This is a genomic window from Micromonospora sp. NPDC048887 (assembly GCF_040649715.1).
Lineage (GTDB): Bacteria > Actinomycetota > Actinomycetes > Mycobacteriales > Micromonosporaceae > Micromonospora.
This window is the reverse complement of sequence record NZ_JBEZGA010000002.1, coordinates 73,286-93,762: the sequence shown is the minus strand read 5'-3', so window position 1 is coordinate 93,762 and position 20,477 is coordinate 73,286. Positions and strand designations below refer to the sequence as shown.

The window sequence follows — 20,477 nt, the reverse complement described above, 5'->3', positions numbered from 1 at the left end:
CGCACGGGCAGGAGGAGCAGCGGTCGAGCCCGCAGGCTGCCGGGCATGCGCGAACAGCCACCCGAACTCAGCGACCTGGCCGAGCGCCAGCAGCAGATCGTCACGCGGACGCAGCTGCTCGGCGTCGGATACGACGACATGTACCTGTACCGGCAGACCCGGCGCGGCCTGTGGCAGCGCGTGCTGCCGGCCACGTACGCACTCGTCACCGGCACCCTCACCGACGAGCAACGGCGCATCTCAGCGGCGCTCTACGCGGGCGCCGACGCGCAGCTCACCGGCCTGGCCGCCCTGGTCTGGTACGGCTTCCGGCACAGTCCGCGCAGCACTGACGTACACCTGGTCCTGCCGCACCACGTGCGGCGCCGCTCGGCCGGTCACGCGGTGATCGCGCGGGCTCTGGAGCTTGATCCGCGGGCCCGGCGGACCGCGCTGTACCCGGTGTGCTCACCGGCCCGGGCGGTCGTGGACGCCGCCCGCGACCTGCGCCAGCTGCGGCCGGTACGGGCGACGGTGGCGGAGGCCGTGCAGCGCGGTTTCACCGACCTGGACAGCCTGGACGCGGAGATCCGCCGGGCCCGGCGCAGCCGCACCGCCCTGATCCGGAAGGCATTCGCGGAGATCACCGACGGGGCCCGCTCCGCGCCGGAGACGGAGCTGCGGGAGTGTCTGGGCGGCAGCGGCGTGCTCGGCCGGATCCTGTGGAACCCGCGGCTGTCGGCGGCCGACGGCACCCGCCTGCCGACGCCGGACGGCTACCTCGCCGACTGCGCGGTGGCGCTGGAGGTCGACTCGCGGGAGTACCACCTCAGCCCGGCCGACTGGGCGCGGACGCTGGACCGGCACAACGAGCTGAGCCGTTACGGGGTGCTCATCCTGCACTTCACGCCGGCGCAGATCCGCAGGGAGCCGGGCCGCGTGCGGCGCACGGTGGAGGACGCGTACGCGGCCCGGCGCGGGCTGGGCGCCGGGACCGGCGTACGGGCGGAGCCGATCTCCCCCGGATGAGGGGTGTTAAGAAGGGGCCCCTTCTCTACGCGAGGCGTTAAGAAGGGGCCCTTCCTTACACGCGGTCAGCAGCCGGGGAGGCGCTCGATCAGGTAGCGCTCGACCTGGTCCAGCGAAACCCGCTCCTGGGCCATGGTGTCGCGGTTGCGGACGGTCACCGCGTTGTCGTCGAGCGTGTCGAAGTCGACGGTGACGCAGAACGGTGTGCCGATCTCGTCCTGCCGGCGGTAGCGGCGGCCGATCGCCTGCGAGTCGTCGAACTCGACCACCCAGCGCTTGCGCAGGTCGGTGGCGAGCTGCTTGGCCTTCGGCGACAGCGCCTCGTTGCGCGACAGCGGCAGCACGGCGACCTTGACCGGGGCCAGCCGCGGATCGAAGCGCATGACGGTGCGCTTGTCCACGCCGCCCTTGGTGTTCGGCGCCTCGTCCTCGTCGTACGCCTCCAGCAGGAACGCCAGCACCGCGCGGGTGAGGCCGGCGGCCGGCTCGATCACGTACGGCATCCAGCGCTCGCCCTTGCCCTGGTCGAAGTACGACAGGTCGACGCCGGAGTGCTTGCTGTGCGTGGACAGGTCGAAGTCGGTGCGGTTGGCGATGCCCTCCAGCTCGGCGAACTCGCTGCCGCCGAACCGGAACCGGTACTCGATGTCGACGGTGCGCTTCGAGTAGTGGGAGAGCTTCTCCTTGGGGTGCTCGTAGAAGCGCAGGTTCTCCTCGGACAGGCCGAGGTCGAGGTACCAGTTCCAGCGCTCCTGAAGCCAGTACTCGTGCCACTGCTCGTCGGTGCCGGGCTCGACGAAGAACTCCATTTCCATCTGCTCGAACTCGCGGGTCCGGAAGATGAAGTTGCCGGGGGTGATCTCGTTGCGGAACGACTTGCCGGTCTGCGCGATGCCGAACGGCGGCTTCTTGCGGGCGACCGTCTCGACGTTCTTGTAGTTGACGAAGATGCCCTGGGCGGTCTCCGGGCGCAGGTAGTGCATGCCCTCGTCGCTCTCCACCGGGCCCAGGTAGGTCTTCATCAGGCCGTTGAACATCTTCGGCTCGGTGAAGGTGCCCTTGTTGCCGCAGTTGGGGCAGTTCAGCTCCGTCAGCGAGGTCAGCGGCTTGCCGTGCTTGGCCTCGTACGCCTCTTCCAGGTGGTCGGCCCGGAACCGCTTGTGGCAGGACTGGCACTCGGTGAGCGGGTCGACGAACTCGGCGATGTGGCCGCTGGCCTCCCAGACCTTGCGGGCCAGGATGACCGCCGAGTCGAGGCCGACGACGTCGTCGCGTTGCTGCACCATGGTCCGCCACCACTGCCGGCGGACGTTCTCCTTCAGCTCGACGCCGAGCGGACCGTAGTCCCACGCCGACCGGGTGCCCCCGTAGATCTCGCTTGAGGGAAAGACGAAGCCCCGGCGCTTGGCGAGGCTGGTGACGGCGTCGATACGGTCGGCTGGCATGTTTCCTCCTACGCCGGCTGGCGGTCGGCGCGGTTGAGATGGATGGAACCGGGCTGTTCGGGACAACGGTACGACCGTGTCCGTCCCGAGCCCAGCAGAATACCGGGGGCCGGTCAGCTCACCCCGCAGACCTCCACGCCGCCCGACTGCTGGTCCGGCGCGAGTGTCACGGTCTGCGCCTCCCGCCGGCCGCCGGCGAGCGTGACGTCCACCGGCACGGTGAGCGTGGCGAGGTCGACCTCGCCCACCCGGTAGCCGGAGATCTGCGGCTCGGCGGCGACCCGCCGCTCGAACTCGCGCCGGGGCTCCTGCCTCCGGATGTCCTCGCAGAGCGTGTCGTACGCCTTCGACCACTCCCGGGCCACGAGCGCCTGGTAGTAGTCGTTCGTGACCGCCCGGCCCTGCTCGCCGATCGCCTGGGCGTTGCTCACCGCCAGGCCGACCACCGCCGCGCCGCCTCCACCGCAGCAGATCAGCACCGCCAGCGCGCCCGCGCCGAGGCCGAGCCAGAGCCGGGTCCGCCCGCCCTCTGTGGGCGGGGCGGCGAACGGCGGCGCGACGCCGGGCCCCTGCGGCGGCGCGGGCACCCCGGGGTCCGCCGGCGGCGCGGGCGGAACTGCTGGCGGGGGTGGCGCGGCCGGTCCGGGAGCGGTCATACGCGCCAGGGTAGTGCCCCGGCACTCAGCGGTACGGACCTGCGGCACGATCGCTGGCGACGACGACGATCTCCCCCTCGGGAGCAGCGCTGGCGAGCGTCTCGTACGCCGACGGCTCGTCCACCGATCGGGCGAGCAACGGCACGGCGGTGACCTTGACGTCGAAGCCGCCCAGCGCCCGCCGGTACGCCCCGACCGACTCCCACTCGGTGACCAGGAGCCAGTGGTCCGGGTCGTCGAGGGCGCGCAGCAGTTCGCCGCGCAGGTAGCCGGGGCGGGCGGCGAGCGCGGCCAGCGCGGCGTGCGCCTCCCGGGTGAACTCGTCCACCGTTTCGGCTTCCACCACGAACCGGTTGGTGACCAGCACGGCGTTCCTCCTCGTAGAGTTTGTGGCATGCAGCGTACGCAGAGTCCCGTGCTGTCCCGGTTGGCACGGCTCAACCCGACGGCGGTGTTCCTGGCCGTGCTGGCCCTGGTGCTTGTCGGCCTCTTCGCGCCCGGCCCGGCGGGCGGCGTCCTGCTGCTCGTGCTGGCCGGCGGGCTGGTCTGGCTGATGTCCGTCACCTGGCCGGTGCAGGCCCCGGCGACCCGGCTGCTCCGGCTGGTGATGCTCACCTTGTTGATCGCGGTGGCGCTGGCGAAGCTCATGGTCGGCTGACCGGAGAAGCCGAGTTGACCTGCGCTGACATGCAATCATGCGTTTTTGACAATAGTTTTCGTTGTCGCGGACAGTTGAGCCCATGACCGTTCGCGCACCTCGCCGTACCCTGATCGCCGCCGCCACCGCCCTGCTCGCCACCGCCGGCCTGACCGCCTGCGCGGACGGCACGGGCGGCGCGAGCGAGCCGGGCCGGGTGGGCGTGGTGGCCGCGTTCTACCCGCTCCAGTTCCTGGCCGAGCGGATCGGCGGCGACACGGTCGCGGTCAGCAACCTGACCAAGCCCGGCGCCGAGCCGCACGACCTGGAACTCAACCCGCGGCAGGTCGGCCAGATCGTCGACGCCGACGTGGTCGTCTACCTCGGCGGCTTCCAGCCGGCGGTGGACGAGGCGGTGGAGCAGAACGGGGGTGACCGCGCGTTCGACGTGGCGGGCGTCACGCCGCTGCGGGACGCCGCCGGCGGGCACGACCACGACCACGACGGCGAGGCCGGGCACTCCGACGAGGGCGGCGGCAAGGACCCGCACGTCTGGCTCGACCCGACCCGGCTCGCCACCATCGGCGACAGGCTCGCCGAGCGCCTCGGCAAGGCCGACCCGGACCACGCCGCCGACTACACCGCCCGCGCCGGCGCGCTGCGCACCGAGCTGACGAAGCTGGACACCGAGTACGCCGACGGCCTGCGCACCTGCCAGCGCCGGGAGGTGGTGACCAGCCACGCCGCGTTCGGTTACCTGACCGAGCGCTACGGGCTGGAGCAGATCGGCATCAGCGGGCTCACTCCGGAGACCGAGCCGTCCCCGCAGCGGCTCACCGAGGTCGCGAAGGAGGCCCGGGAGCACCAGGCCGGGACGATCTTCTTCGAGAGCCGGGTCAGCCCGAAGGTCGCCGAGACCATCGCGCGCGAGGTCGGGGCGAAGACCGCGATGCTGGACCCGCTGGAGGGCCCGCCCGCCGAGGGCGACTACCTCTCCGCGATGCGCGCCAACCTGCAGACCCTGCGAACCGCTCTGGACTGCTCATGACCCCACCCGTGATCGAGATCGCGCACGCCACGGTCGGCTACGACGGCCGCCCGGTGCTGCGTGACGTCTCGTTGACAGTGACCTCCGGAGAGGTGGTCGCCGTGCTCGGCGCCAACGGCTCCGGCAAGTCGACGCTCGTGCGCGCCGCGCTCGGCCTGGTGCCGGTCGGCGCCGGGTCGGTCACCCTCTTCGGCACGCCGCAGCGCCGCTTCCGGCAGTGGCACCGCATCGGGTACGTGCCGCAGCGGCTCGGCGCGGGCAGCGGAGTGCCAGCGACGGTGCGCGAGGTGGTGGCGTCCGGGCGGCTGGCCCGCCGGGGCGTACTGCGGCCCGCCGGGCGCGCGGACCGGGAGGCGGTGACGGCGGCGCTGGACGCGGTCGGGCTCGCCGACCGGGCCGGTGACCCGGTGTCCACGCTCTCCGGCGGCCAGCAGCAGCGCACCCTGATCGCCCGCGCCCTGGCCGGCGGGCCGGAGCTGCTGGTGCTCGACGAGCCGACCGCCGGGGTGGACGCGGCCAGCCAGGAGGCGTTCGCCGAGGCGCTGCGCGGGTTCCGCGACGGCGGCGGCACGGTGCTGCTCGTCGCCCACGAGCTGGGCCCGTTGCGCCCGCTGATCAGCCGGGCCGTGGTGGTGCACCAGGGCGGGATCGCCCACGACGGCGCGGTGCCGGAGCCGGCCGGCCACCACGCCGACCCGGACCACGAGCACGTGCACCCGCACTGCGACGAGGAGCCCGCCCGGCTCTGGACAGGCATCTGAGATGGATCTCTTCCAGTACGACTTCATGCTCCGCGCCCTGGTCGGCGCGCTGATCATCGGGCTGGCCGCCCCGGCGCTCGGCATCTACCTGGTGCAGCGCCGGCTGGCGTTGATCGGCGACGGGCTCGGGCACGTGGCGCTCACCGGCGTCGGCGCGGGACTGCTGCTCAACCGCTCCCCCGTGCTGGTGGCGGTGATCGCGGCGACGCTCGGCGCGATCGTGATCGAGCTGGTCCGCGCGTACGGGCGCACCTCCGGCGACCTCGCGCTGGCGTTGCTGTTCTACGGCGGCATCGCCGGTGGCGTGATGCTGGTCGGGCTCTCCGACGCCAGCAGCGGGTCGCTCAACGCGTACCTGTTCGGGTCGCTGACCACCACCTCGCCGGGCGACCTGGTCACCATCGGCGTGCTCGGCGCGGTGCTGCTGGTGACCATGCTGGTGCTGCGCCCGGCGCTGTTCGCGGTCTGCCACGACGAGGAGTACGCGCGTGTGTCCGGCCTGCCGGTGCGGACGCTGAACCTGGTCATCGCCGTCGGCACCGCGGTCACCGTGACCATCGCCATGCGGGCGGTCGGGGTGCTGCTGATCAGCGCGCTCATGGTCGTGCCGGTGGCCACCGCGCAGCAGGTGACCCGGGGCTTCCGGTCCACCATGACGGCGGCCATGGCGCTGGGCGTGTTCGCCGCCGGCACCGGCGTCTGGGTGGCGGCGACCGCCAACACGGCGCCCGGCGCCTCGGTGGTGATCGTGGCGATCGGCTCGTTCCTGCTGGTGGCGATCGCCGCGGCCGGTCTGCGGGCGGTGCGGCGGCGGGTGCGGGCCGACCGGTCCACGCCGCCGCCCGAGCCGGCCGAGCACGAGGTGCTGCTGGGATGAGGCCCTGCCCGCCGGCGCAGCTGGGATTGGTTACCGTTACAGGGTGACCGGCACGAACGGGTACGACGCCTTCGAGGGTGCGGGTGACCTGCTGCGCGCGCTCTCCGCCCCGATCCGGCTCGCGATCGTCAGCGAGCTGGCCGAGGGGGAGCGCTGCGTGCACGAGCTGGTCGAGAAGCTCGGCGCCCCGCAGCCGCTGGTCTCCCAGCACCTGCGGGTGCTGCGCGGCGCGGGGGTGGTGCGCGGGTCGCGGCGCGGCCGGGAGATCGCGTACGCGCTCGTCGACGACCACGTGGCCCACATCGTCAGGGACGCGGTCAGTCACGCCGGCGAAGGGTCGCACTGAGCGGGAAATCGGCCAGGTGCCGACGCGCCCGTGTCGTGGGACGCTGTCCGGCGTGAAGATCTACGCCGACCGTTTTCCCACCGCCGTCCGCCAGTTCCTCACCGACCTGCTCGTTGTCGTCTGGGTGTACGCGGCGATCCGCTTCGCGCTGTGGCTGCACGACGTGGTCGAGAAGCTCGCCGTACCCGGGCAGAAGCTGGAGGGGGCCGGCGGTGGACTCGCCGACAACCTGGCCGACGCCGGCGGCAAGGTCGGCCGGGTGCCGATCGTCGGTGACGAGCTGACCGCGCCGTTCACCCGGGCCGCCGACGCCGCCCGCGCGGTCGCCGAGGCGGGCCGCGACCAGCAGGAGCTGGTCGGGCAGCTCGCGCTCGGGCTGACCGTCGCGGTGCTGGTGTTCCCGCTCGGCCTGGTGCTGTTCGGCTGGCTGCCGCTGCGCCTGCGCTGGATGCGCCGGGCCGGCGCGGCCAAGGCCCTGGCCGGCGTGCCGGCCGGCCGGGACCTGCTGGCGCTGCGCGCGCTGGCCGGTCAGCCGCTGTCGAAGCTGACCCGGATCGCGCCCGACGTCGCCGAGGCGTGGCGGCGCGGCGACGACGCGACAGTCGACGCGCTCGCCGCGCTGGAGCTGCGCGAACTGGGGCTGCGCGGCGGCCGGTGAGGTGTGCCGCGCGGTCCGCGCACCCGGTCGGCCGCACCCCGGCGGCCGACCGGGCGGCACGGCCGCCGGGCGGTCCGGTCAGCCGATGGGCGGGATGCGGCGGCGGACGTCCGGCCCGGTGGACGGGCCGGGTTCCCAGCGGGCCACCCAGGGCAGGTCGGCCGGCGGGGTGACCACGCCCTCCTCCAGCGAGGCGTACCGGCCGGCGACGATCCGCTTGGCTGCGGCCACGTCGACCGAGTCGGTGTTCGACCACAGGCCGGTGAACAGCTCGTCGACGCGCAGCCGCGCCTGCCGGCAGAACAGGTCGGCCAGCTCGACGTTCTCCGGGTGCGCGTCGCGCTCGGCGTAGGCCCGGACGCAGACCGCGCTCATCGCGAACAGCTCCGCGCCGATGTCCACCACCCGGCCGAGGAACGCCTGCTTGCGCTCCATCTTCCCCTGCCAGCGGGACATCGCGTAGAACGTCGACCGGGCCAGCTTGCGGGAGGTCCGCTCGACGTGGCGCAGGTGCCCGGCCAGCGGCCCGAACTCCTGGTACGCCCCGGGCGTCTGCCCCTTGCCGACGGCCAGCGTGGGCAGCCACTTCGCGTAGAAGGCGCCGGCCCGCGCGCCCGCCTTGGCCTTGCGGCCCAGCCCGGCGTCGGGATCGATGATGTCGCCCGCCACCGACAGGTGCGCGTCGACCGCCTCGCGGGCGATCAGCAGGTGCATGATCTCGGTGGAGCCCTCGAAGATCCGGTTGATCCGCAGGTCGCGCAGGAGCTGCTCGACGGCGGCCGGCCGTTCCCCACGGGCGGCCAGCGAGTCGGCCGTCTCGTAGCCGCGGCCACCGCGGATCTGGATCAGCTCGTCGGCGATCCGCCAGGCCATCTCGCTGGCGTAGAGCTTGACCAGCGCCGCCTCGATCCGGATGTCGTTGCGGTCGTCGTCGGCGAGCATGCAGGACAGGTCGAGCATCGACTCCATGCCGTACGTGGTGGCGGCGATGAAGGACAGCTTCTTCGCCACCGCCTCGTGCTCGCCCACCGGGCGGCCCCACTGGACCCGGTCCGCCGCCCACTCCCGGGCCACGTTCAGCGCCCACTTGCCGGCGCCGACGCACATGGCCGGCAGCGAGAGCCGGCCGGTGTTCAACGTGGTCAGTGCGATCTTCAGGCCCTTGCCCTCACCGCCGATCACATTCTCCTTCGGCACGAAGACGTCGTGGAACCGGGTGAGGCTGTTCTCCAGGCCACGCAGCCCGACGAAGGAGTTGCGCCGCTCGACTGTGATGCCGTCGCTGTCGCCCTCCACCACGAACGCGGTGATGCCGCCGCGCCGCCCCTCGCCGGCCGGCACCCGGGCCATCACCACGAGCAGGGTGGCGAGTGTGCCGTTCGTGGCCCAGAGCTTCACCCCGTTGAGCCGGTAGCCGGTGCCGTCGGCGGTGGGCTCGGCGGTGGTGGCGAGCCGGGCCGGGTCGGAGCCGACGTCCGGCTCGGTGAGCAGGAACGCGGAGACCTCACCGGCGGCGAGCCGGGGCAGGAACCGTTCCTTCTGCTCGGGCGTGCCGAACATCTTCAGCGGCTGCGGCACGCCGATCGACTGGTGTGCGGAGAGAAGCGCGCTGACCGCCGGGTTCACCGAACCGACGAGCATCAGCGCCCGGCAGTAGTGCAGGTTGCTCAGCCCGAGCCCGCCGTGCTTGCGGTCGATCTTCATGCCGAACGTGCCCAGCCCGGCCAGGCCGTGGAACACCTCGTCGGGGATGTGGGCGTCCCGCTCGATCGCCTCGCCGTCCACCTCGGACGTCAGGTACGCGCGCAGCGCGCCGAGGAACTCGTCCGCGCGGGCCACCTCGGCCGGGTCGGGGCGGGGCCACGGGTCGATCAGGTCGAGCCGGAACCGGCCGAGGAACAGCTCCTTGCCGAAGCTGGGCCGGTCCCAGGCCGATTCGCGGGCCGCCTCGGCGACCTGGCGGGCCTCCTTCTCGGAGACCCGGCCCGCCTCGGTGGGCAGCGGCCCCGCGCCGTCGGGTGACTCGGGCCGGCTGTTGTGTGTCGTGGTCACGGCTGCCTCCTCGTCGGTCCGGCTGCGTCGACGCGTTCGACGAAAACGACGCTACCCCCGGGTGTTACCCAGGGGTAGCGCCGCGTGCACGTCCGATTTGGCGGACGGTCAGCCGCCGGTGAGCGTCTGCGGGTCGTCGTCCTCGTCGTCGATGTCGTCCTCACCCCAGTTGCGACGGCTGAACGGAAGGATCGCCCAGAAGATCAGGAACCAGAGGCCGGTGAGCGCGCTGAGCAGGAACGCGATCGGCCGGTCGAGTACGAAGTCGGAGACCAGCAGGACCGAGCTGACCATCGCGATGAGCATGAAGAACAGGCCGCCGGTGGCCATCCGGTGGGCGAAGCGGACCAGTTCCGGCTTGCGTCCCTGGCGGAACAGCGCCCGGTGGAACGCCACCGGAGAGATGATCATGGCGGCGGACGCGGCGGCGGTCAGCAGCGCCAGGATGTAGATGTCGCGCTGGAACTCGGTGGTCCGGTCGAACCCGGCACTGAACGGCAGCGTCAGCAGGAAGGCGAACAGGATCTGCACGCCGGTCTGCGCGACCCGCAGCTCCTGCAACAGGTCGGCGAAGTTGCGCTGCCAGCGTTGCTTCTCGGATTCCTTCGACACTCGCGGACCTCCCCGGGAGACGGCACGGCCGGCGGGAAACGCCCACCGGCGCACCGCCTGTGCCCCGTACGGATGATCACGAAACCGGCTCAGGAACCCCTGCGGATCCGGCCTGCGTACCGGGCTTCCAGTTCGGCGTTGTGCTCGTCGCCGCCGGTGATGTTCGCGGACAGGTAGACCGGCGGGCGCTGCCCCGCCGCGACCAGCCGGGCCACCACCTCGGCGACGATCTGCTGGGCGAGCAGCGCGGCGGTGATCGAGGAGACCGCGCCGACCGCGCCGCCACCGGGCAGCGGCAGCGTGGCGTCGCCGTACGGGGCGCCGTTGTCCAGCACCACGTCGGCGAAGTCGGCCAGCTTGCGGCCGGACGGGTGCCGCGAGGTCATCCGGGCCGAGTGCCGCGCCGAGGTGATCGCCACCAGGCCGTGCCCGCGTTCCTTCACGATGGACGCGAACTCGACCATCGCCCCGTTCACGCCCGAGTTCGAGGCGAGCACGAACACGTCCTGCGGCCGGATCGGCGCCAGCTCGTAGAGGCGGTGCGCCACCGCCGGGTCGCGTTCCAGCTTCGGACTGAGCACGTCGGCCGGGTCGCCGCCGACAAGCACCAGGTCACGCAACGCGATCCGGTTGGTGGGCACCAGCCCGCCGGCCCGCCCGGCGATCTCCATGGCCAGCGCCTCGGAGTGCCCGGTGCCGAACGCGTGCACCACCCCGTCGGCGCTCACCGCCGCCGCGATCAGGTCGGCCGCGGCGGCCACGTTGCGTCGCTGCTCGGCGGCGACCCGGCCGATGGTCTCGGTCACCACCGCCAGGTACGCCTCGGCGCTCACCGTCATGCTTCCTCCGTTTCCGCACACCGGGCGAGGATCGCCTCGGCCAGCGGGCCGGGCGCCTCGTCCGGGATCCAGTGGCTGACCCCGGACAGCGTCACGAACCGGTAGTCGCCGGTGACGTGCGCGGCGCAGGCCTGCGCCGCCGTCCGGCCGATCGCCACGTCCTTGTCGCTCCAGACGAACGTGGTGGGCACCCCGACCGGGGCGACCGCCTTCATGTCCGCCCCGGTCATCGCGCGATACCAGTTCAGCGCCGCCGTCAACGCCTCCGGCTCGCGCATCCGCTCGGCGTACCGGGCCACCGCGCCGGCGTCGCCCACCCCGCTGAGCAGCCTGCGCAGCGCGGTGGCGTTCAGGGCCAGGAGCACCTTCTCCGCCGTACCCGGCTTGCGGAACAACGTGATGTAGGCGGACTTGACCTTCTGCCGCGGGTCGGTGGCGAGCGCGTGCCCCATCGCGGCCGGGTGCGGCACCGACACCGCGGTCAGCGTCCGCACCCGCTCCGGGTGCGCCGCCGCCAGGCCCCACGCGACGATCGCGCCCCAGTCGTGGCCGACCAGGTGCGCGCGGCTCACCCCTAGTGCGTCGAGGACCGCCGCCGCGTCGGCCACCAGCTCCGGAATCCGGTACGCCCCGACGTCCGCCGGCCGAGCGCCGGGCGAGTAGCCGCGCTGGTCGAGCGCGTACGTGCGCAGCCCGGCGGCGTGCAGCGCGGGCGTGACCGCGTCCCACTCGCCGGAGTGCTGCGGGAAGCCGTGCAGCAACAGGACCGGGTCACCGTCCCCGGGGCCGCCGGCGCGTACCTCGAACGTCAGTCCCCGCGTATCCACCAGCATGATCGCCACCCTACCGACACTCGCCCTGCTGGGCCGGGGCCCATTGTCGGTGCTAGCGTCTGCGACGAGACAACTTCACATCCGACAGGGGAGCGCACAGCGCTGAGAGTGCGGGCCGGTGCCCGCAGACCCTCGAACCTGATCTGGGTAATGCCAGCGCAGGGAGTTCGGTCGACCTCCAGCCGCGTCGCCGTCCGGTGACCACCGGGCGCGGCGTGCGTCTTCTCCTGGTTCACCTCGACGAACTGGGAGCCAACCGTGAACCACACCGACAGCAACCGCTGGCGTACCGTCGACATCGTCGTCGCCTCGGTCATCGCCGTCGCCTTCGGCGTCGTGTTCTGGGCCTGGGGCCTGCTCTGGAGCGCCACCGACGCGGCGTTCGCGTTCTTCCCGCCGGCCCAGGCCGTGCTCTACGGCGTGTGGCTGATCCCGGCGGTGCTCGCCGGCCTGATCATCCGCAAGCCGGGCGCCGCCCTGTACTGCGAGACGGTGGCCGCGATCGTCTCCGCCCTGCTGGGCAGCCAGTGGGCGGGCATCGTGATCCTCCAGGGCCTGATGCAGGGCATCGGTGCCGAGCTGGCCTTCGCGGCGTTCCGGTACCGCTCGTTCAAGCTGCCGGTGGCGGTGCTGGCCGGTGCGATGACCGGCCTCGGTGCGGCCATCTTCGACTTCGTCTACTGGAACAAGGCGCTCGACTTCGCCTCCTACCGCCTCCCGTACGCGCTGATCACGATCGTCAGCGCCACGATCGTCGCCGGCTTCGGCGCGCACATCCTCACCCGCGCCCTGGCCAACACCGGCGTCCTGGACCGCTTCCCCGCCGGCCGCGACCGAGCCCTGGTCTGACGGCTCGCACCACCCCACCCACCCCGGTGATCAAGGAGTTCGCGTCCGCCGGGCACGGTTTTCCGGACGCGAACTCCTTGATCACGCAGGCTGGGGCGGGAGAGGGGTGGTGGGGGGTGAGCGGGGTGGTGCTGCGGGGGTTCGGGTGGCGGCACGGGGGACGTCGGCGCTGGGCTCTCCGTGGGGTGGATCTGCGGGTGGAGAGCGGCGAGCGGGTGCTGCTGCTCGGGCCCTCCGGGGCCGGTAAGAGCACCCTGCTGGCCGCGCTGGCCGGGCTGCTGCCGGAGGACTCCGGCGAGCAGGAGGGCACCGTCGAGATCGACGGGCTCGATCCGCGTAAGGCCCGCGAGCGCGTCGGCATCCTGTTCCAGGACCCGCAGACCCAGCTCGTGATGGCCCGCTCCGGCGACGACGTCGCGTTCGGGCTGGAGAACCGCGGCGTACCGGCCGACGAGATCTGGGCCCGCGTCGACGAGGCGCTGCACCGGGCCGGCTTCCCGTACCCCCGGGACCGCCCGACCGCCGCGCTCAGCGGCGGCGAGCAGCAGCGGCTGGCGCTGGCCGGCACGCTCGCGCTGCGCCCCGGCCTGCTGCTGCTCGACGAGCCCACCGCCAACCTCGACCCGGCCGGCGCCGCCCTGATCCGCCGGGCCGTCGCGGACGCGCTCGACCCGGACACCACGATGATCCTGGTCGAGCACCGGGTCACCGAGGCGTTGCCGCTCGTCGACCGGGTCGTGGTGCTCGAACCCGGCGGCGGGGTGCGCGCCGACGGGCCACCCGACGTGGTCTTCGCCGCGCACGGCGACACGCTGGCCGCCGCCGGGGTCTGGGTACCCGGCCACGTCGCGCCACCCCGGCACGCGGCCGCGCCGCCCGGCGACGTGTTGCTCACCGCGGAGCGGCTCGGCCTGCCGCCCCGGCTGAACCCCACCGACCTCCGGGTACGCGCCGGCGAGGCGCTCGCCGTCCTCGGCCCCAACGGTGCGGGCAAGTCGACGCTGGCGCTGCTCCTGGGCGGCCTGCTGAGACCCGGAACGGGCGCGGTCACCGCGTCGGCGGAACTGGCCGGGCGGGACGCGCGCACTCCCCCGCACCGCTGGCGGGCGCCCGCGCTGGTACGCCGGATCGGGTCGGTGTTCCAGGACCCGGAGCACCAGTTCGTCACCGCCACCGTCCGCGACGAGCTGGCGCTCGGCCCGCGCCGCACCGGGCAGCCCGAGACGGCGGTGACCGCCACCGTGGACGAGTTGCTGCACCGGCTGCGGCTGGACCGGCTGGCCGGCGCCAACCCGTACACCCTCTCCGGTGGTGAGGCGCGGCGGCTGAGCGTGGCGACGGCCCTGGCCACCGCGCCCCGCCTGCTGATCTGCGACGAGCCGACGTTCGGCCAGGACCGGCGCACCTGGCTGGAGCTGGTCGACCTGCTGGCCGGGCTGCGCGACGCCGGGCACGGTGTGGTCGCGGTGACCCACGACGCGGACTTCGTGGCCGCGCTGGCCGACCGCACGCTCACAGTGGACCGCTCCTCCGCCGGGGTGGTCCCGTGATCGACCTCGAACCGGTCGCCGCGCCCGGTGCGGCGCTGGCCCGGCGCAACCCGGTGGCCAAGCTGGCCGCCGCGCTGGTCTTCACAGTCATCCTGGTGGCGACGCTCGACCCGGTCGCCCCGGCCGTCGCCATCGCCGTCGAACTCGCGGTGCTGCCGCTGTTCGGCGTCCGCTACCGGGTGCTCGCCCGGCGGGCCTGGCCGCTGCTCGCCGGTGCCGTCGGCATCCTGGTCACGCTGGTGCTCTTCGCCGCCGACCGCTCCGGCCGGGTGCTCGTCGAGGCCGGCCCGGTCCTGGTCACCGAGGGCGTGCTCGTCACGGCGCTGGGCCTGGTGCTGCGGATGCTCGCCGTGGCGCTGCCCGGCGTCGTCGTGTTCGCCACCACCGACCCCACCGACCTGGCCGACGCGCTGATCCAGAACGCGAAGGCGCCCGCCCGGTTCGCCATCGGGGCGCTGGCCGCCTTCCGGATGGTGCCGCTGCTGGAGCAGGAGTGGCGGATGATCAGCATGGCCCGGCGGGCCCGCGGCGTGGACGCCGGCCGCAACCCGCTGGCCAAGCTGCGGCTGTTCGCGTCCACCGCGTTCACGCTGCTGGTCGGCGCGATCCGGCGGGGTACGCGGCTCGCCGTGGCGATGGACGCCCGTGGCTTCGACGCGGGTACTTCGCGCACTGTGGCACGCCCGCAGCGCTTCACCGCCGCCGACGCGCTGTTGGTCGCAGGCGCCGCCGCCCTGGCTGCCGCCGCCCTGGCCACAAGCATCGCCCTGGGCACCTTCCGCCCCTTGATCGGCTGACCCCTCCCCTATCCGCGCCGTTGACCATGAAGTTGACGGCACCGGTTGCCGGTCTTTTCGCCGCCAACCTCATGATCAACCGGGGCCGGGCGAGATCTTGGTACGGAATGGCCCCTACGAGGGTCGGGGACGCTCGGGCAGGCCCTGGACGGGCCTGCCCGGTGGACGGCTGACCGGGAACGGGACTGTCGATCAGCTGCGGCGGAAGGCGTAGAACCGGGTCTGGCCGGCGCGCTGGCTGCGCCCGGTGAACCGGGCCTGCCGCCCTGCCGGTGGACCCGACCTGGGCGGCGTCGCGGATGCGCCTGGCAGGACCGGGGTCTCCAGAGACTCCGAGGGCGACACCGCCGGCACAGCCGGGACTGGCGACACCGCATCCGGAGACACGGTCGGTGCCGCCAGCTCGGTCGGGAGTACCACCGCGGGCGGCGACGCGGTGAGCGCGTCGAGCTTCGGCGGGGTCACCTGCGGCGCGGACGGCTTACGGGACTTCTTCGGGTTGCGCTTCGCGGGCATTCGCGGGCCTCCTGTCGTACGGACGCGCCGACCGGGACGCGCCGAGCGGGGGCTCCGGTGCGTTCCGATCACGACAGACACCGCGACCGACGGTGGCGGGGAAGGAATGCGGACGCCCGGAGCAGGACGGGTCCACGGGCACTGACGGCGGTGGACCGGGCTCGGAGGTGGGACGTCACTTACGCATGCGGCAACGCTATCCCGTCGCCCGGACGTCCCGCACCCGAATTACCGGAAAGCGAGGCGTGAACGCGCCGCAGACGCACGGCCACCCACCGGTCACGCCCTGTCGACGTCCCCGCCCACTCTCCCGACGACCGCGATACGGTCGCAGCACAGCAGTGCAGACGAGAGGTGGCGGTACGCATGGCAGAGCAGGCGACGGCGCAGATCGGGGTCACCGGTCTGGCGGTGATGGGCCGCAACCTGGCCCGGAACCTGGCCCGCAACGGCTTCGCCGTGGCGGTGCACAACCGGTCGCCGGAGCGCACCCGCAGCCTGGTCGCCGAGCACGGCGACGAGGGCACGTTCGTGCCGTCGGAGTCGCTCGCGGACTTCGTCGCCTCGCTGGAGCGGCCCCGCGCGGTGATCGTGATGGTCAAGGCCGGCGCACCCACCGACGCGGTGATCGACGAGCTGGTGCCGCTGCTGGAGGAGGGGGACATCGTCGTCGACTGCGGCAACGCGCACTTCGCCGACACCCGCCGCAGGGAGGAGGCGCTACGCGAGCACGGCCTGCACTTCGTCGGCACCGGCGTGTCCGGCGGCGAGGAGGGCGCGCTGCTCGGGCCGAGCATCATGCCCGGCGGTTCGGCCGAGTCGTACCGCAAGCTCGGGCCGATCTTCGAGCGGATCGCCGCGCAGGTGGACGGCGAGCCCTGCTGCCGGCACATCGGGCCGGACGGCGCGGGCCACTTCGTGAAGATGGTGCACAACGGCATCGAGTACGCCGACATGCAGCTCATCGCCGAGGCGTACGACCTGCTGCGGGCCGGGCTGTCGGCGAGCCCGGCGGAGATCGCGGAGATCTTCCGGGAGTGGAACGGCGGCGAGCTGGGGTCGTTCCTCATCGAGATCACCGCCGACGTGCTCGGCCACACCGACGCGGCCACCGGCCAGGCGTTCGTGGACGTGGTGCTCGACCAGGCCGAGCAGAAGGGCACCGGCCGCTGGACCGTGCAGAGCGCGCTCGACCTCGGCATCCCGATCACCGGCATCGCCGAGGCCACGTTCGCCAGGTCGCTGTCCGGCCACGCCGACCAGCGCGAGGCCGCCCGCCGGGTGTTCGCCGACGCGGGTGACAAGTGGCAGGTGGACGACCGGGAGACCTTCGTCGAGGACGTGCGCCGCGCGCTGCTGGCCAGCAAGATCGTCGCGTACGCGCAGGGCTTCGACCACATCCGGGCCGGCAGCCGGGAGTACGACTGGGACATCGACCTGGGCGGCACCGCCACCATCTGGCGGGGCGGCTGCATCATCCGGGCCGGTTTCCTGGACCGGATCCGGGAGGCGTACGACGCGGAGCCGGACCTGTCGACGCTGCTCGTCGCGCCGTGGTTCGCCGAGCGGGTCAGCGACGGCGTACCGGCCTGGCGACGGGTGGTGGCCGACGCGGCCCGGGCGGGCGTGCCGGCCCCGGCCTTCGGGTCGTCGCTGGCCTACTTCGACGCGCTGCGGGCGCAGCGGCTGCCGGCCGCGCTGATCCAGGGCCTGCGGGACAACTTCGGCGCGCACACCTACCACCGGGTGGACCGGGACGGCTCGTTCCACACCCGCTGGGCGGGCGACCGCTCCGAAGTGCGGGCGTGAGCCGGGCAGGCAGCCTCGCGGCGCGCCTGCGCCGACCGTAGAGCGGAAACGCCCCGCGCCCGGCGGGAAGGCCGGATGCGGGGCGTTTCGGTCGGGCCGGGCGTCGCGGTCAGAAGAACCGGCGACGCTTGGCCTTCTGCGGCCGGACCAGGTCGGCGCCCTTGGTCAGCAGACGGCTCACCCCGGACGGGCCGCGACGGGCCTCCAGGGTGTGGCTGAGCCGGCGCGCGCCGGCCGCCGCCAGCGGCACGGCGACCGCCATGACCGCCCACTGCGCGATCCGCTTCTGAATCATGTGGTTCACCTCCGCGTTTGCTGTCTGGAGGTATCGGTACCCAGCTCGGCGCGTCGGTAAGCGTGACGTCAGACGCCCGGGGCGACCGGGTTGGGCAGTGCGCCGCCGAAGCGGCGGTCGCGCTGGGCGTACAGCTCGCAGGCGTACCAGAGGTGGCGGCGGTCGAAGTCGGGCCAGAGCGTGTCCAGGTAGACCAGTTCGGCGTACGCGGTCTGCCAGAGCAGGAAGTTGGAGATGCGCTGCTCGCCGGAGGGGCGCAGGAACAGGTCGACCTCGGGCACCTCGGGGTGGTAGAGGTACCGCGCGATCGTCTTCTCGTTCACCTTGGCCGGGTCGAGCTTGCCGGCCGCCACGTCGCGCGCGATCCCGGCGGCGGCGTCGGCGATCTCGGCCTGGCCGCCGTAGTTGACGCAGAACTGCAGCGTCAGCGTCGAGTTGCCGCGGGACATCTCCTCGGCGGTCTGCAACTCGGAGATGACGCTCTTCCACAGCCGGCCCGCGCGACCCGACCAGACCACCCGTACGCCCAGGTCGACCAGCTGGTCGCGGCGGCGGCGGATGACGTCGCGGTTGAAGCCCATCAGGAAGCGGACCTCGTCCGGCGAGCGCCGCCAGTTCTCGGTGGAGAACGCGTACGCCGACAGGTAGGGGATCCCCATCTCGATCGCGCCCTCGACGGCGTCGAACAGGCTGTGCTCGCCCTGCTCGTGCCCCTTCGTGCGGGGCAGCCCGCGCTCCTTGGCCCAGCGGCCGTTGCCGTCCATCACGATGGCGACGTGCCGGGGCACCGCGGCGGGCGGCAGCGCCGGCGGGCGCGCGCCGGAGGGGTGCGGGGTCGGCGGCACCGGCTCGCGGCGGATCGCCCTCGTCGATCGGATCACTCGGTCATCTCCCTGTTCACTCCGGCGACGGGCCCGGCGCCGGAGCGCGGCGGCGGGACCACATCCGGCCCCGCGCCGCCGGGCGGCGGGACCGCGCCGGACGCCGGGGCGCCCCGGTCGACCAGCGGCAGCGAGCGTAGCGCGCGCTCCAGATGCCACTGGAGGTGCGCCGCGACCAGCCCGCTGCACTCCCGGCGTACGCCGGTCTCGGCGGCGTCGGCGTACCCCCAGTCGCCGGAGGTCAGCGCGGACATCAGCGCCAGCGTGGCGGGCGCGGGGTGGGCGGCGCCGGGGGGCCGGCAGTCCGGGCAGACCGCGCCGCCGGCCGGTACGGAGAACGCGCGGTGCCGGCCCGGCTCGCCGCAGACCGCGCAGGCGGCGAGCGCCGGCGCCCAGCCGGCGAACGCCATGCCGCGCAGCAGGTACGCGTCGAGCACGAGCGTGGTGGCGTGCTCGCCGCGGGCCAGCGACTTCATCGCGCCGAGGGTGAGCTGGAACAGCCGCAGCGAGGGCTCCCGCTCGACCGGGGTGAGCCGCTCGGCGGTCTCGGCTATCGCGCTGGCCGCCGTGTAGCGGGGGTAGTCGCCGAGGAAGCGCTTGCCGTACAGCTCGATCGCCTCGACCTGGCTGACGGTGTGCAGCGAGCTGCCCTGGTTGCCCTTGGGGTCACCGGCGAGCTGGAGGTCGACGTGCCCGAACGGCTCCAGCCGCGCGCCGAAGCGGCTCGTGGTGCGCCGCACGCCCCGGGCCACCGCGCGCAACCGGCCGTGCCGGCGGGTGAACAGGGTGATGATCCGGTCGGACTCGCCCAGCTTCTGCACACGCAGCACCACCGCGTCGTCGCGGTAGAGCTGTCGGCGGTACCCGGCCATCAGGCCATTCTCCCTCCGGGTGCGATCTCAGGGTCGGCTCGGGGTGGACCGTCGGGCGATCCCCGATGTGCCGGGCGTCCGGCCGGTCCTAGTGTGCTGGCCATGGCTTCGCTCCGCACCGCACCCCGGCTGCGTGGCGTGGTGGCCGCCACCGCGGCCACCACGCTCATCGTGCTCGCCGGGTGTGACACGCTCTCGTTCCGCCGGCTCGACTACGACCACACCGAGCGGACGAAGATCACGAAGATCACCGTGGACGACGACGGTGCCGGCGACGTGGTGGTCCGGGCCAACGGCCCCGCCGACCAGGTACGCGTCAAGCGCGTGGTCCGCTACCAGGGCGACGAGCCGACCAGCCGGTACGAGATCAAGGGCGACGAACTCGTCCTGCCCACCGACTGCGGGCACCGGTGCAGCATCTCCTGGGAGGTGACAGCGCCGCCCGGCGTGGTGGTACGCGGCGGCACCGGCTCCGGCAACGTCGACCTCACCGACGTCGGCGCGGTCGACTTCACGCTCAGCTCCGGCGACCTGACCGTCAGGGGCGCCACCGGCGAGGTCCGGGCGTCCACCACGTCGGGCAACATGCGGGTCGTCGAGGCGGCCGGCCCGGTGCGGCTGCGGGCCCGCTCCGGCGACATCGAGGCCCGCCGGCTCGCCTCCGCCGCCGACGTGGAGACCACCTCCGGCAACATCGTCGTCGAACTGGACCAGCCGGCTCCGGCCCGGCTGCACGCCACCAGCGGAGACGTCGACCTGGCCGTGCCGGCCGGCCGCTACCGGGTACGCGCCACCGCCACCTCCGGCGACACCGACGTGCGCGTCACCGACGACCCGACCGCGTCGATCCAGCTCGAAGCGTCCGCCACCAGCGGCAACGTCACGGTCAGCACGCGCTGAGCCGACGGCGTCCGGCCGGGTGACTGCATCCACGCACCCCCGACACCCCCACTCCCCAAACTGGCTTCGCGTGACGGCCCCGGCCGGAACCCCACGTTCCCGGAAGTTGACCAAGGAGTTGGTGTCCCCTCAGGCAGGCCAAGACGACCCAAACCCCTTGATCACCGGGGCGCCCGAGGCGGGACGAAACCAGTACGGGGAAGTGGCTAGGTCCACGCACCCCGGACACCCCCATT

The 20,477-nt window shown here is 73.3% G+C and carries 22 protein-coding genes and 1 riboswitch; of the genes, 12 read left to right on the top strand and 10 right to left on the bottom strand.

Annotated features, from left to right (window positions below; genetic code table 11):
- Positions 1-45 precede the first annotated feature (45 nt).
- Positions 46-1,008, top strand: a complete 963-nt coding sequence (locus AB0C17_RS03590) for a type IV toxin-antitoxin system AbiEi family antitoxin domain-containing protein (protein ID WP_357388670.1) — start codon at positions 46-48, stop codon at positions 1,006-1,008.
- Between the two features lie 65 nt (positions 1,009-1,073).
- Here AB0C17_RS03590 and AB0C17_RS03585 read toward each other — a convergent pair whose 3' ends face one another.
- The 3 genes from AB0C17_RS03585 to AB0C17_RS03575 form a co-directional block, all read right to left on the bottom strand.
- The gene (locus tag AB0C17_RS03585) at positions 1,074-2,453 is read right to left on the bottom strand and encodes a glycine--tRNA ligase (RefSeq protein ID WP_194802327.1); all 1,380 of its coding nucleotides are present in this window, start codon (positions 2,451-2,453) and stop codon (positions 1,074-1,076) included.
- A gap of 113 nt (positions 2,454-2,566) precedes the next feature.
- Entirely contained in the window at positions 2,567-3,040 is a 474-nt protein-coding gene (locus tag AB0C17_RS03580) for a hypothetical protein (protein ID WP_357388531.1), read from the bottom strand.
- A gap of 94 nt (positions 3,041-3,134) precedes the next feature.
- Positions 3,135-3,476 (bottom strand): antibiotic biosynthesis monooxygenase family protein, encoded by a 342-nt coding sequence (locus AB0C17_RS03575; RefSeq protein WP_357388516.1) that lies wholly within the window; start codon positions 3,474-3,476, stop codon positions 3,135-3,137.
- 27 nt (positions 3,477-3,503) lie between these two features.
- On the opposite strand from AB0C17_RS03575, the gene AB0C17_RS03570 reads away from it, so the two are divergent.
- The 6 genes from AB0C17_RS03570 (at position 3,504) to AB0C17_RS03545 (ending at position 7,436) form a co-directional block, all read left to right on the top strand.
- Entirely contained in the window at positions 3,504-3,767 is a 264-nt protein-coding gene (locus AB0C17_RS03570; protein WP_355512794.1) for a DUF6703 family protein, read from the top strand.
- Positions 3,768-3,849: 82 nt separating this feature from the next.
- Positions 3,850-4,794 carry a metal ABC transporter substrate-binding protein gene (locus AB0C17_RS03565; RefSeq protein ID WP_357388514.1) on the top strand — a complete coding sequence of 315 codons (945 nt, stop codon included), beginning with the start codon at positions 3,850-3,852 and terminating at the stop codon, positions 4,792-4,794.
- Positions 4,791-5,555, top strand: coding sequence for a metal ABC transporter ATP-binding protein (locus AB0C17_RS03560; protein WP_357388512.1), 765 nt, complete (start codon positions 4,791-4,793; stop codon positions 5,553-5,555). Before AB0C17_RS03565 ends, AB0C17_RS03560 begins: the two co-directional genes overlap by 4 nt.
- A gap of 1 nt (position 5,556) precedes the next feature.
- Positions 5,557-6,432: a metal ABC transporter permease gene (locus AB0C17_RS03555; RefSeq protein ID WP_357388510.1), complete on the top strand. Its 876-nt coding sequence runs from the start codon at positions 5,557-5,559 to the stop codon at positions 6,430-6,432.
- A gap of 43 nt (positions 6,433-6,475) precedes the next feature.
- Entirely contained in the window at positions 6,476-6,778 is a 303-nt protein-coding gene (locus AB0C17_RS03550; protein ID WP_357388508.1) for a metalloregulator ArsR/SmtB family transcription factor, read from the top strand.
- Positions 6,779-6,830: 52 nt separating this feature from the next.
- Positions 6,831-7,436, top strand: coding sequence for a hypothetical protein (locus tag AB0C17_RS03545; RefSeq protein WP_194802331.1), 606 nt, complete (start codon positions 6,831-6,833; stop codon positions 7,434-7,436).
- A 78-nt stretch (positions 7,437-7,514) separates the two neighbouring features.
- On the opposite strand, the gene AB0C17_RS03540 is transcribed toward AB0C17_RS03545, so the two are convergent.
- From AB0C17_RS03540 to AB0C17_RS03525, 4 genes are all read right to left on the bottom strand, one after another.
- Positions 7,515-9,488, bottom strand: coding sequence for an acyl-CoA dehydrogenase family protein (locus tag AB0C17_RS03540; RefSeq protein WP_357476458.1), 1,974 nt, complete (start codon positions 9,486-9,488; stop codon positions 7,515-7,517).
- 108 nt (positions 9,489-9,596) lie between these two features.
- Entirely contained in the window at positions 9,597-10,100 is a 504-nt protein-coding gene (locus tag AB0C17_RS03535) for a DUF6328 family protein (RefSeq protein ID WP_357388504.1), read from the bottom strand.
- 89 nt (positions 10,101-10,189) lie between these two features.
- Complete coding sequence (locus AB0C17_RS03530; RefSeq protein ID WP_357476456.1) at positions 10,190-10,939, bottom strand: SIS domain-containing protein; 750 nt, start codon at positions 10,937-10,939, stop codon at positions 10,190-10,192.
- A complete protein-coding gene (locus AB0C17_RS03525; RefSeq protein ID WP_357476454.1) occupies positions 10,936-11,772 on the bottom strand; it encodes an alpha/beta hydrolase in 837 nt (278 codons plus the stop codon). The genes AB0C17_RS03530 and AB0C17_RS03525 overlap by 4 nt, the downstream gene beginning before the upstream one ends.
- Positions 11,773-11,848: 76 nt before the next feature.
- A riboswitch (TPP riboswitch) is annotated at positions 11,849-11,955 on the top strand.
- A gap of 75 nt (positions 11,956-12,030) precedes the next feature.
- Here AB0C17_RS03525 and AB0C17_RS03520 point away from each other — a divergent pair.
- The 4 genes from AB0C17_RS03520 (at position 12,031) to gndA (ending at position 17,293) form a co-directional block, all read left to right on the top strand.
- The gene (locus AB0C17_RS03520; protein WP_357388498.1) at positions 12,031-12,621 is read left to right on the top strand and encodes an ECF transporter S component; all 591 of its coding nucleotides are present in this window, start codon (positions 12,031-12,033) and stop codon (positions 12,619-12,621) included.
- A 116-nt stretch (positions 12,622-12,737) separates the two neighbouring features.
- Entirely contained in the window at positions 12,738-14,171 is a 1,434-nt protein-coding gene (locus AB0C17_RS03515; protein ID WP_357388496.1) for an ABC transporter ATP-binding protein, read from the top strand.
- Positions 14,168-14,968: an energy-coupling factor transporter transmembrane component T gene (locus AB0C17_RS03510; protein ID WP_357476452.1), complete on the top strand. Its 801-nt coding sequence runs from the start codon at positions 14,168-14,170 to the stop codon at positions 14,966-14,968. Before AB0C17_RS03515 ends, AB0C17_RS03510 begins: the two co-directional genes overlap by 4 nt.
- A gap of 882 nt (positions 14,969-15,850) precedes the next feature.
- Positions 15,851-17,293 (top strand): NADP-dependent phosphogluconate dehydrogenase, encoded by a 1,443-nt coding sequence (gene gndA / locus AB0C17_RS03505; protein WP_357388492.1) that lies wholly within the window; start codon positions 15,851-15,853, stop codon positions 17,291-17,293.
- 109 nt (positions 17,294-17,402) lie between these two features.
- On the opposite strand, the gene AB0C17_RS03500 is transcribed toward gndA, so the two are convergent.
- From AB0C17_RS03500 to recO, 3 genes are all read right to left on the bottom strand, one after another.
- Positions 17,403-17,588 (bottom strand): hypothetical protein, encoded by a 186-nt coding sequence (locus AB0C17_RS03500; protein WP_073831832.1) that lies wholly within the window; start codon positions 17,586-17,588, stop codon positions 17,403-17,405.
- Between the two features lie 68 nt (positions 17,589-17,656).
- Positions 17,657-18,433 (bottom strand): isoprenyl transferase, encoded by a 777-nt coding sequence (locus AB0C17_RS03495; RefSeq protein ID WP_357388529.1) that lies wholly within the window; start codon positions 18,431-18,433, stop codon positions 17,657-17,659.
- Positions 18,434-18,465: 32 nt separating this feature from the next.
- On the bottom strand, positions 18,466-19,341 hold the full coding sequence (gene recO, locus AB0C17_RS03490) for a DNA repair protein RecO (protein WP_357470624.1): 876 nt from the start codon (positions 19,339-19,341) through the stop codon (positions 18,466-18,468).
- 102 nt (positions 19,342-19,443) lie between these two features.
- Here recO and AB0C17_RS03485 point away from each other — a divergent pair, with 102 nt between their 5' ends.
- On the top strand, positions 19,444-20,241 hold the full coding sequence (locus AB0C17_RS03485; RefSeq protein WP_357388488.1) for a DUF4097 family beta strand repeat-containing protein: 798 nt from the start codon (positions 19,444-19,446) through the stop codon (positions 20,239-20,241).
- Positions 20,242-20,477 lie beyond the last annotated feature (236 nt).

Excerpts from the sequence above, each read along its gene's own strand:
- AB0C17_RS03590 (WP_357388670.1), top strand. The coding sequence starts at position 46 with ATGCGCGAACAGCCACCCGAACTCAGCGACCTGGCCGAGCGCCAGCAG.
- AB0C17_RS03585 (WP_194802327.1), bottom strand. The coding sequence starts at position 2,453 with ATGCCAGCCGACCGTATCGACGCCGTCACCAGCCTCGCCAAGCGCCGG.
- AB0C17_RS03570 (WP_355512794.1), top strand. The coding sequence starts at position 3,504 with ATGCAGCGTACGCAGAGTCCCGTGCTGTCCCGGTTGGCACGGCTCAAC.
- AB0C17_RS03565 (WP_357388514.1), top strand. The coding sequence starts at position 3,850 with ATGACCGTTCGCGCACCTCGCCGTACCCTGATCGCCGCCGCCACCGCC.
- AB0C17_RS03560 (WP_357388512.1), top strand. The coding sequence starts at position 4,791 with ATGACCCCACCCGTGATCGAGATCGCGCACGCCACGGTCGGCTACGAC.
- AB0C17_RS03555 (WP_357388510.1), top strand. The coding sequence starts at position 5,557 with ATGGATCTCTTCCAGTACGACTTCATGCTCCGCGCCCTGGTCGGCGCG.
- AB0C17_RS03530 (WP_357476456.1), bottom strand. The coding sequence starts at position 10,939 with ATGACGGTGAGCGCCGAGGCGTACCTGGCGGTGGTGACCGAGACCATC.
- AB0C17_RS03525 (WP_357476454.1), bottom strand. The coding sequence starts at position 11,772 with ATGCTGGTGGATACGCGGGGACTGACGTTCGAGGTACGCGCCGGCGGC.
- gndA (WP_357388492.1), top strand. The coding sequence starts at position 15,851 with ATGGCAGAGCAGGCGACGGCGCAGATCGGGGTCACCGGTCTGGCGGTG.
- AB0C17_RS03500 (WP_073831832.1), bottom strand. The coding sequence starts at position 17,588 with ATGATTCAGAAGCGGATCGCGCAGTGGGCGGTCATGGCGGTCGCCGTG.
- recO (WP_357470624.1), bottom strand. The coding sequence starts at position 19,341 with ATGGCCGGGTACCGCCGACAGCTCTACCGCGACGACGCGGTGGTGCTG.
- AB0C17_RS03485 (WP_357388488.1), top strand. The coding sequence starts at position 19,444 with ATGGCTTCGCTCCGCACCGCACCCCGGCTGCGTGGCGTGGTGGCCGCC.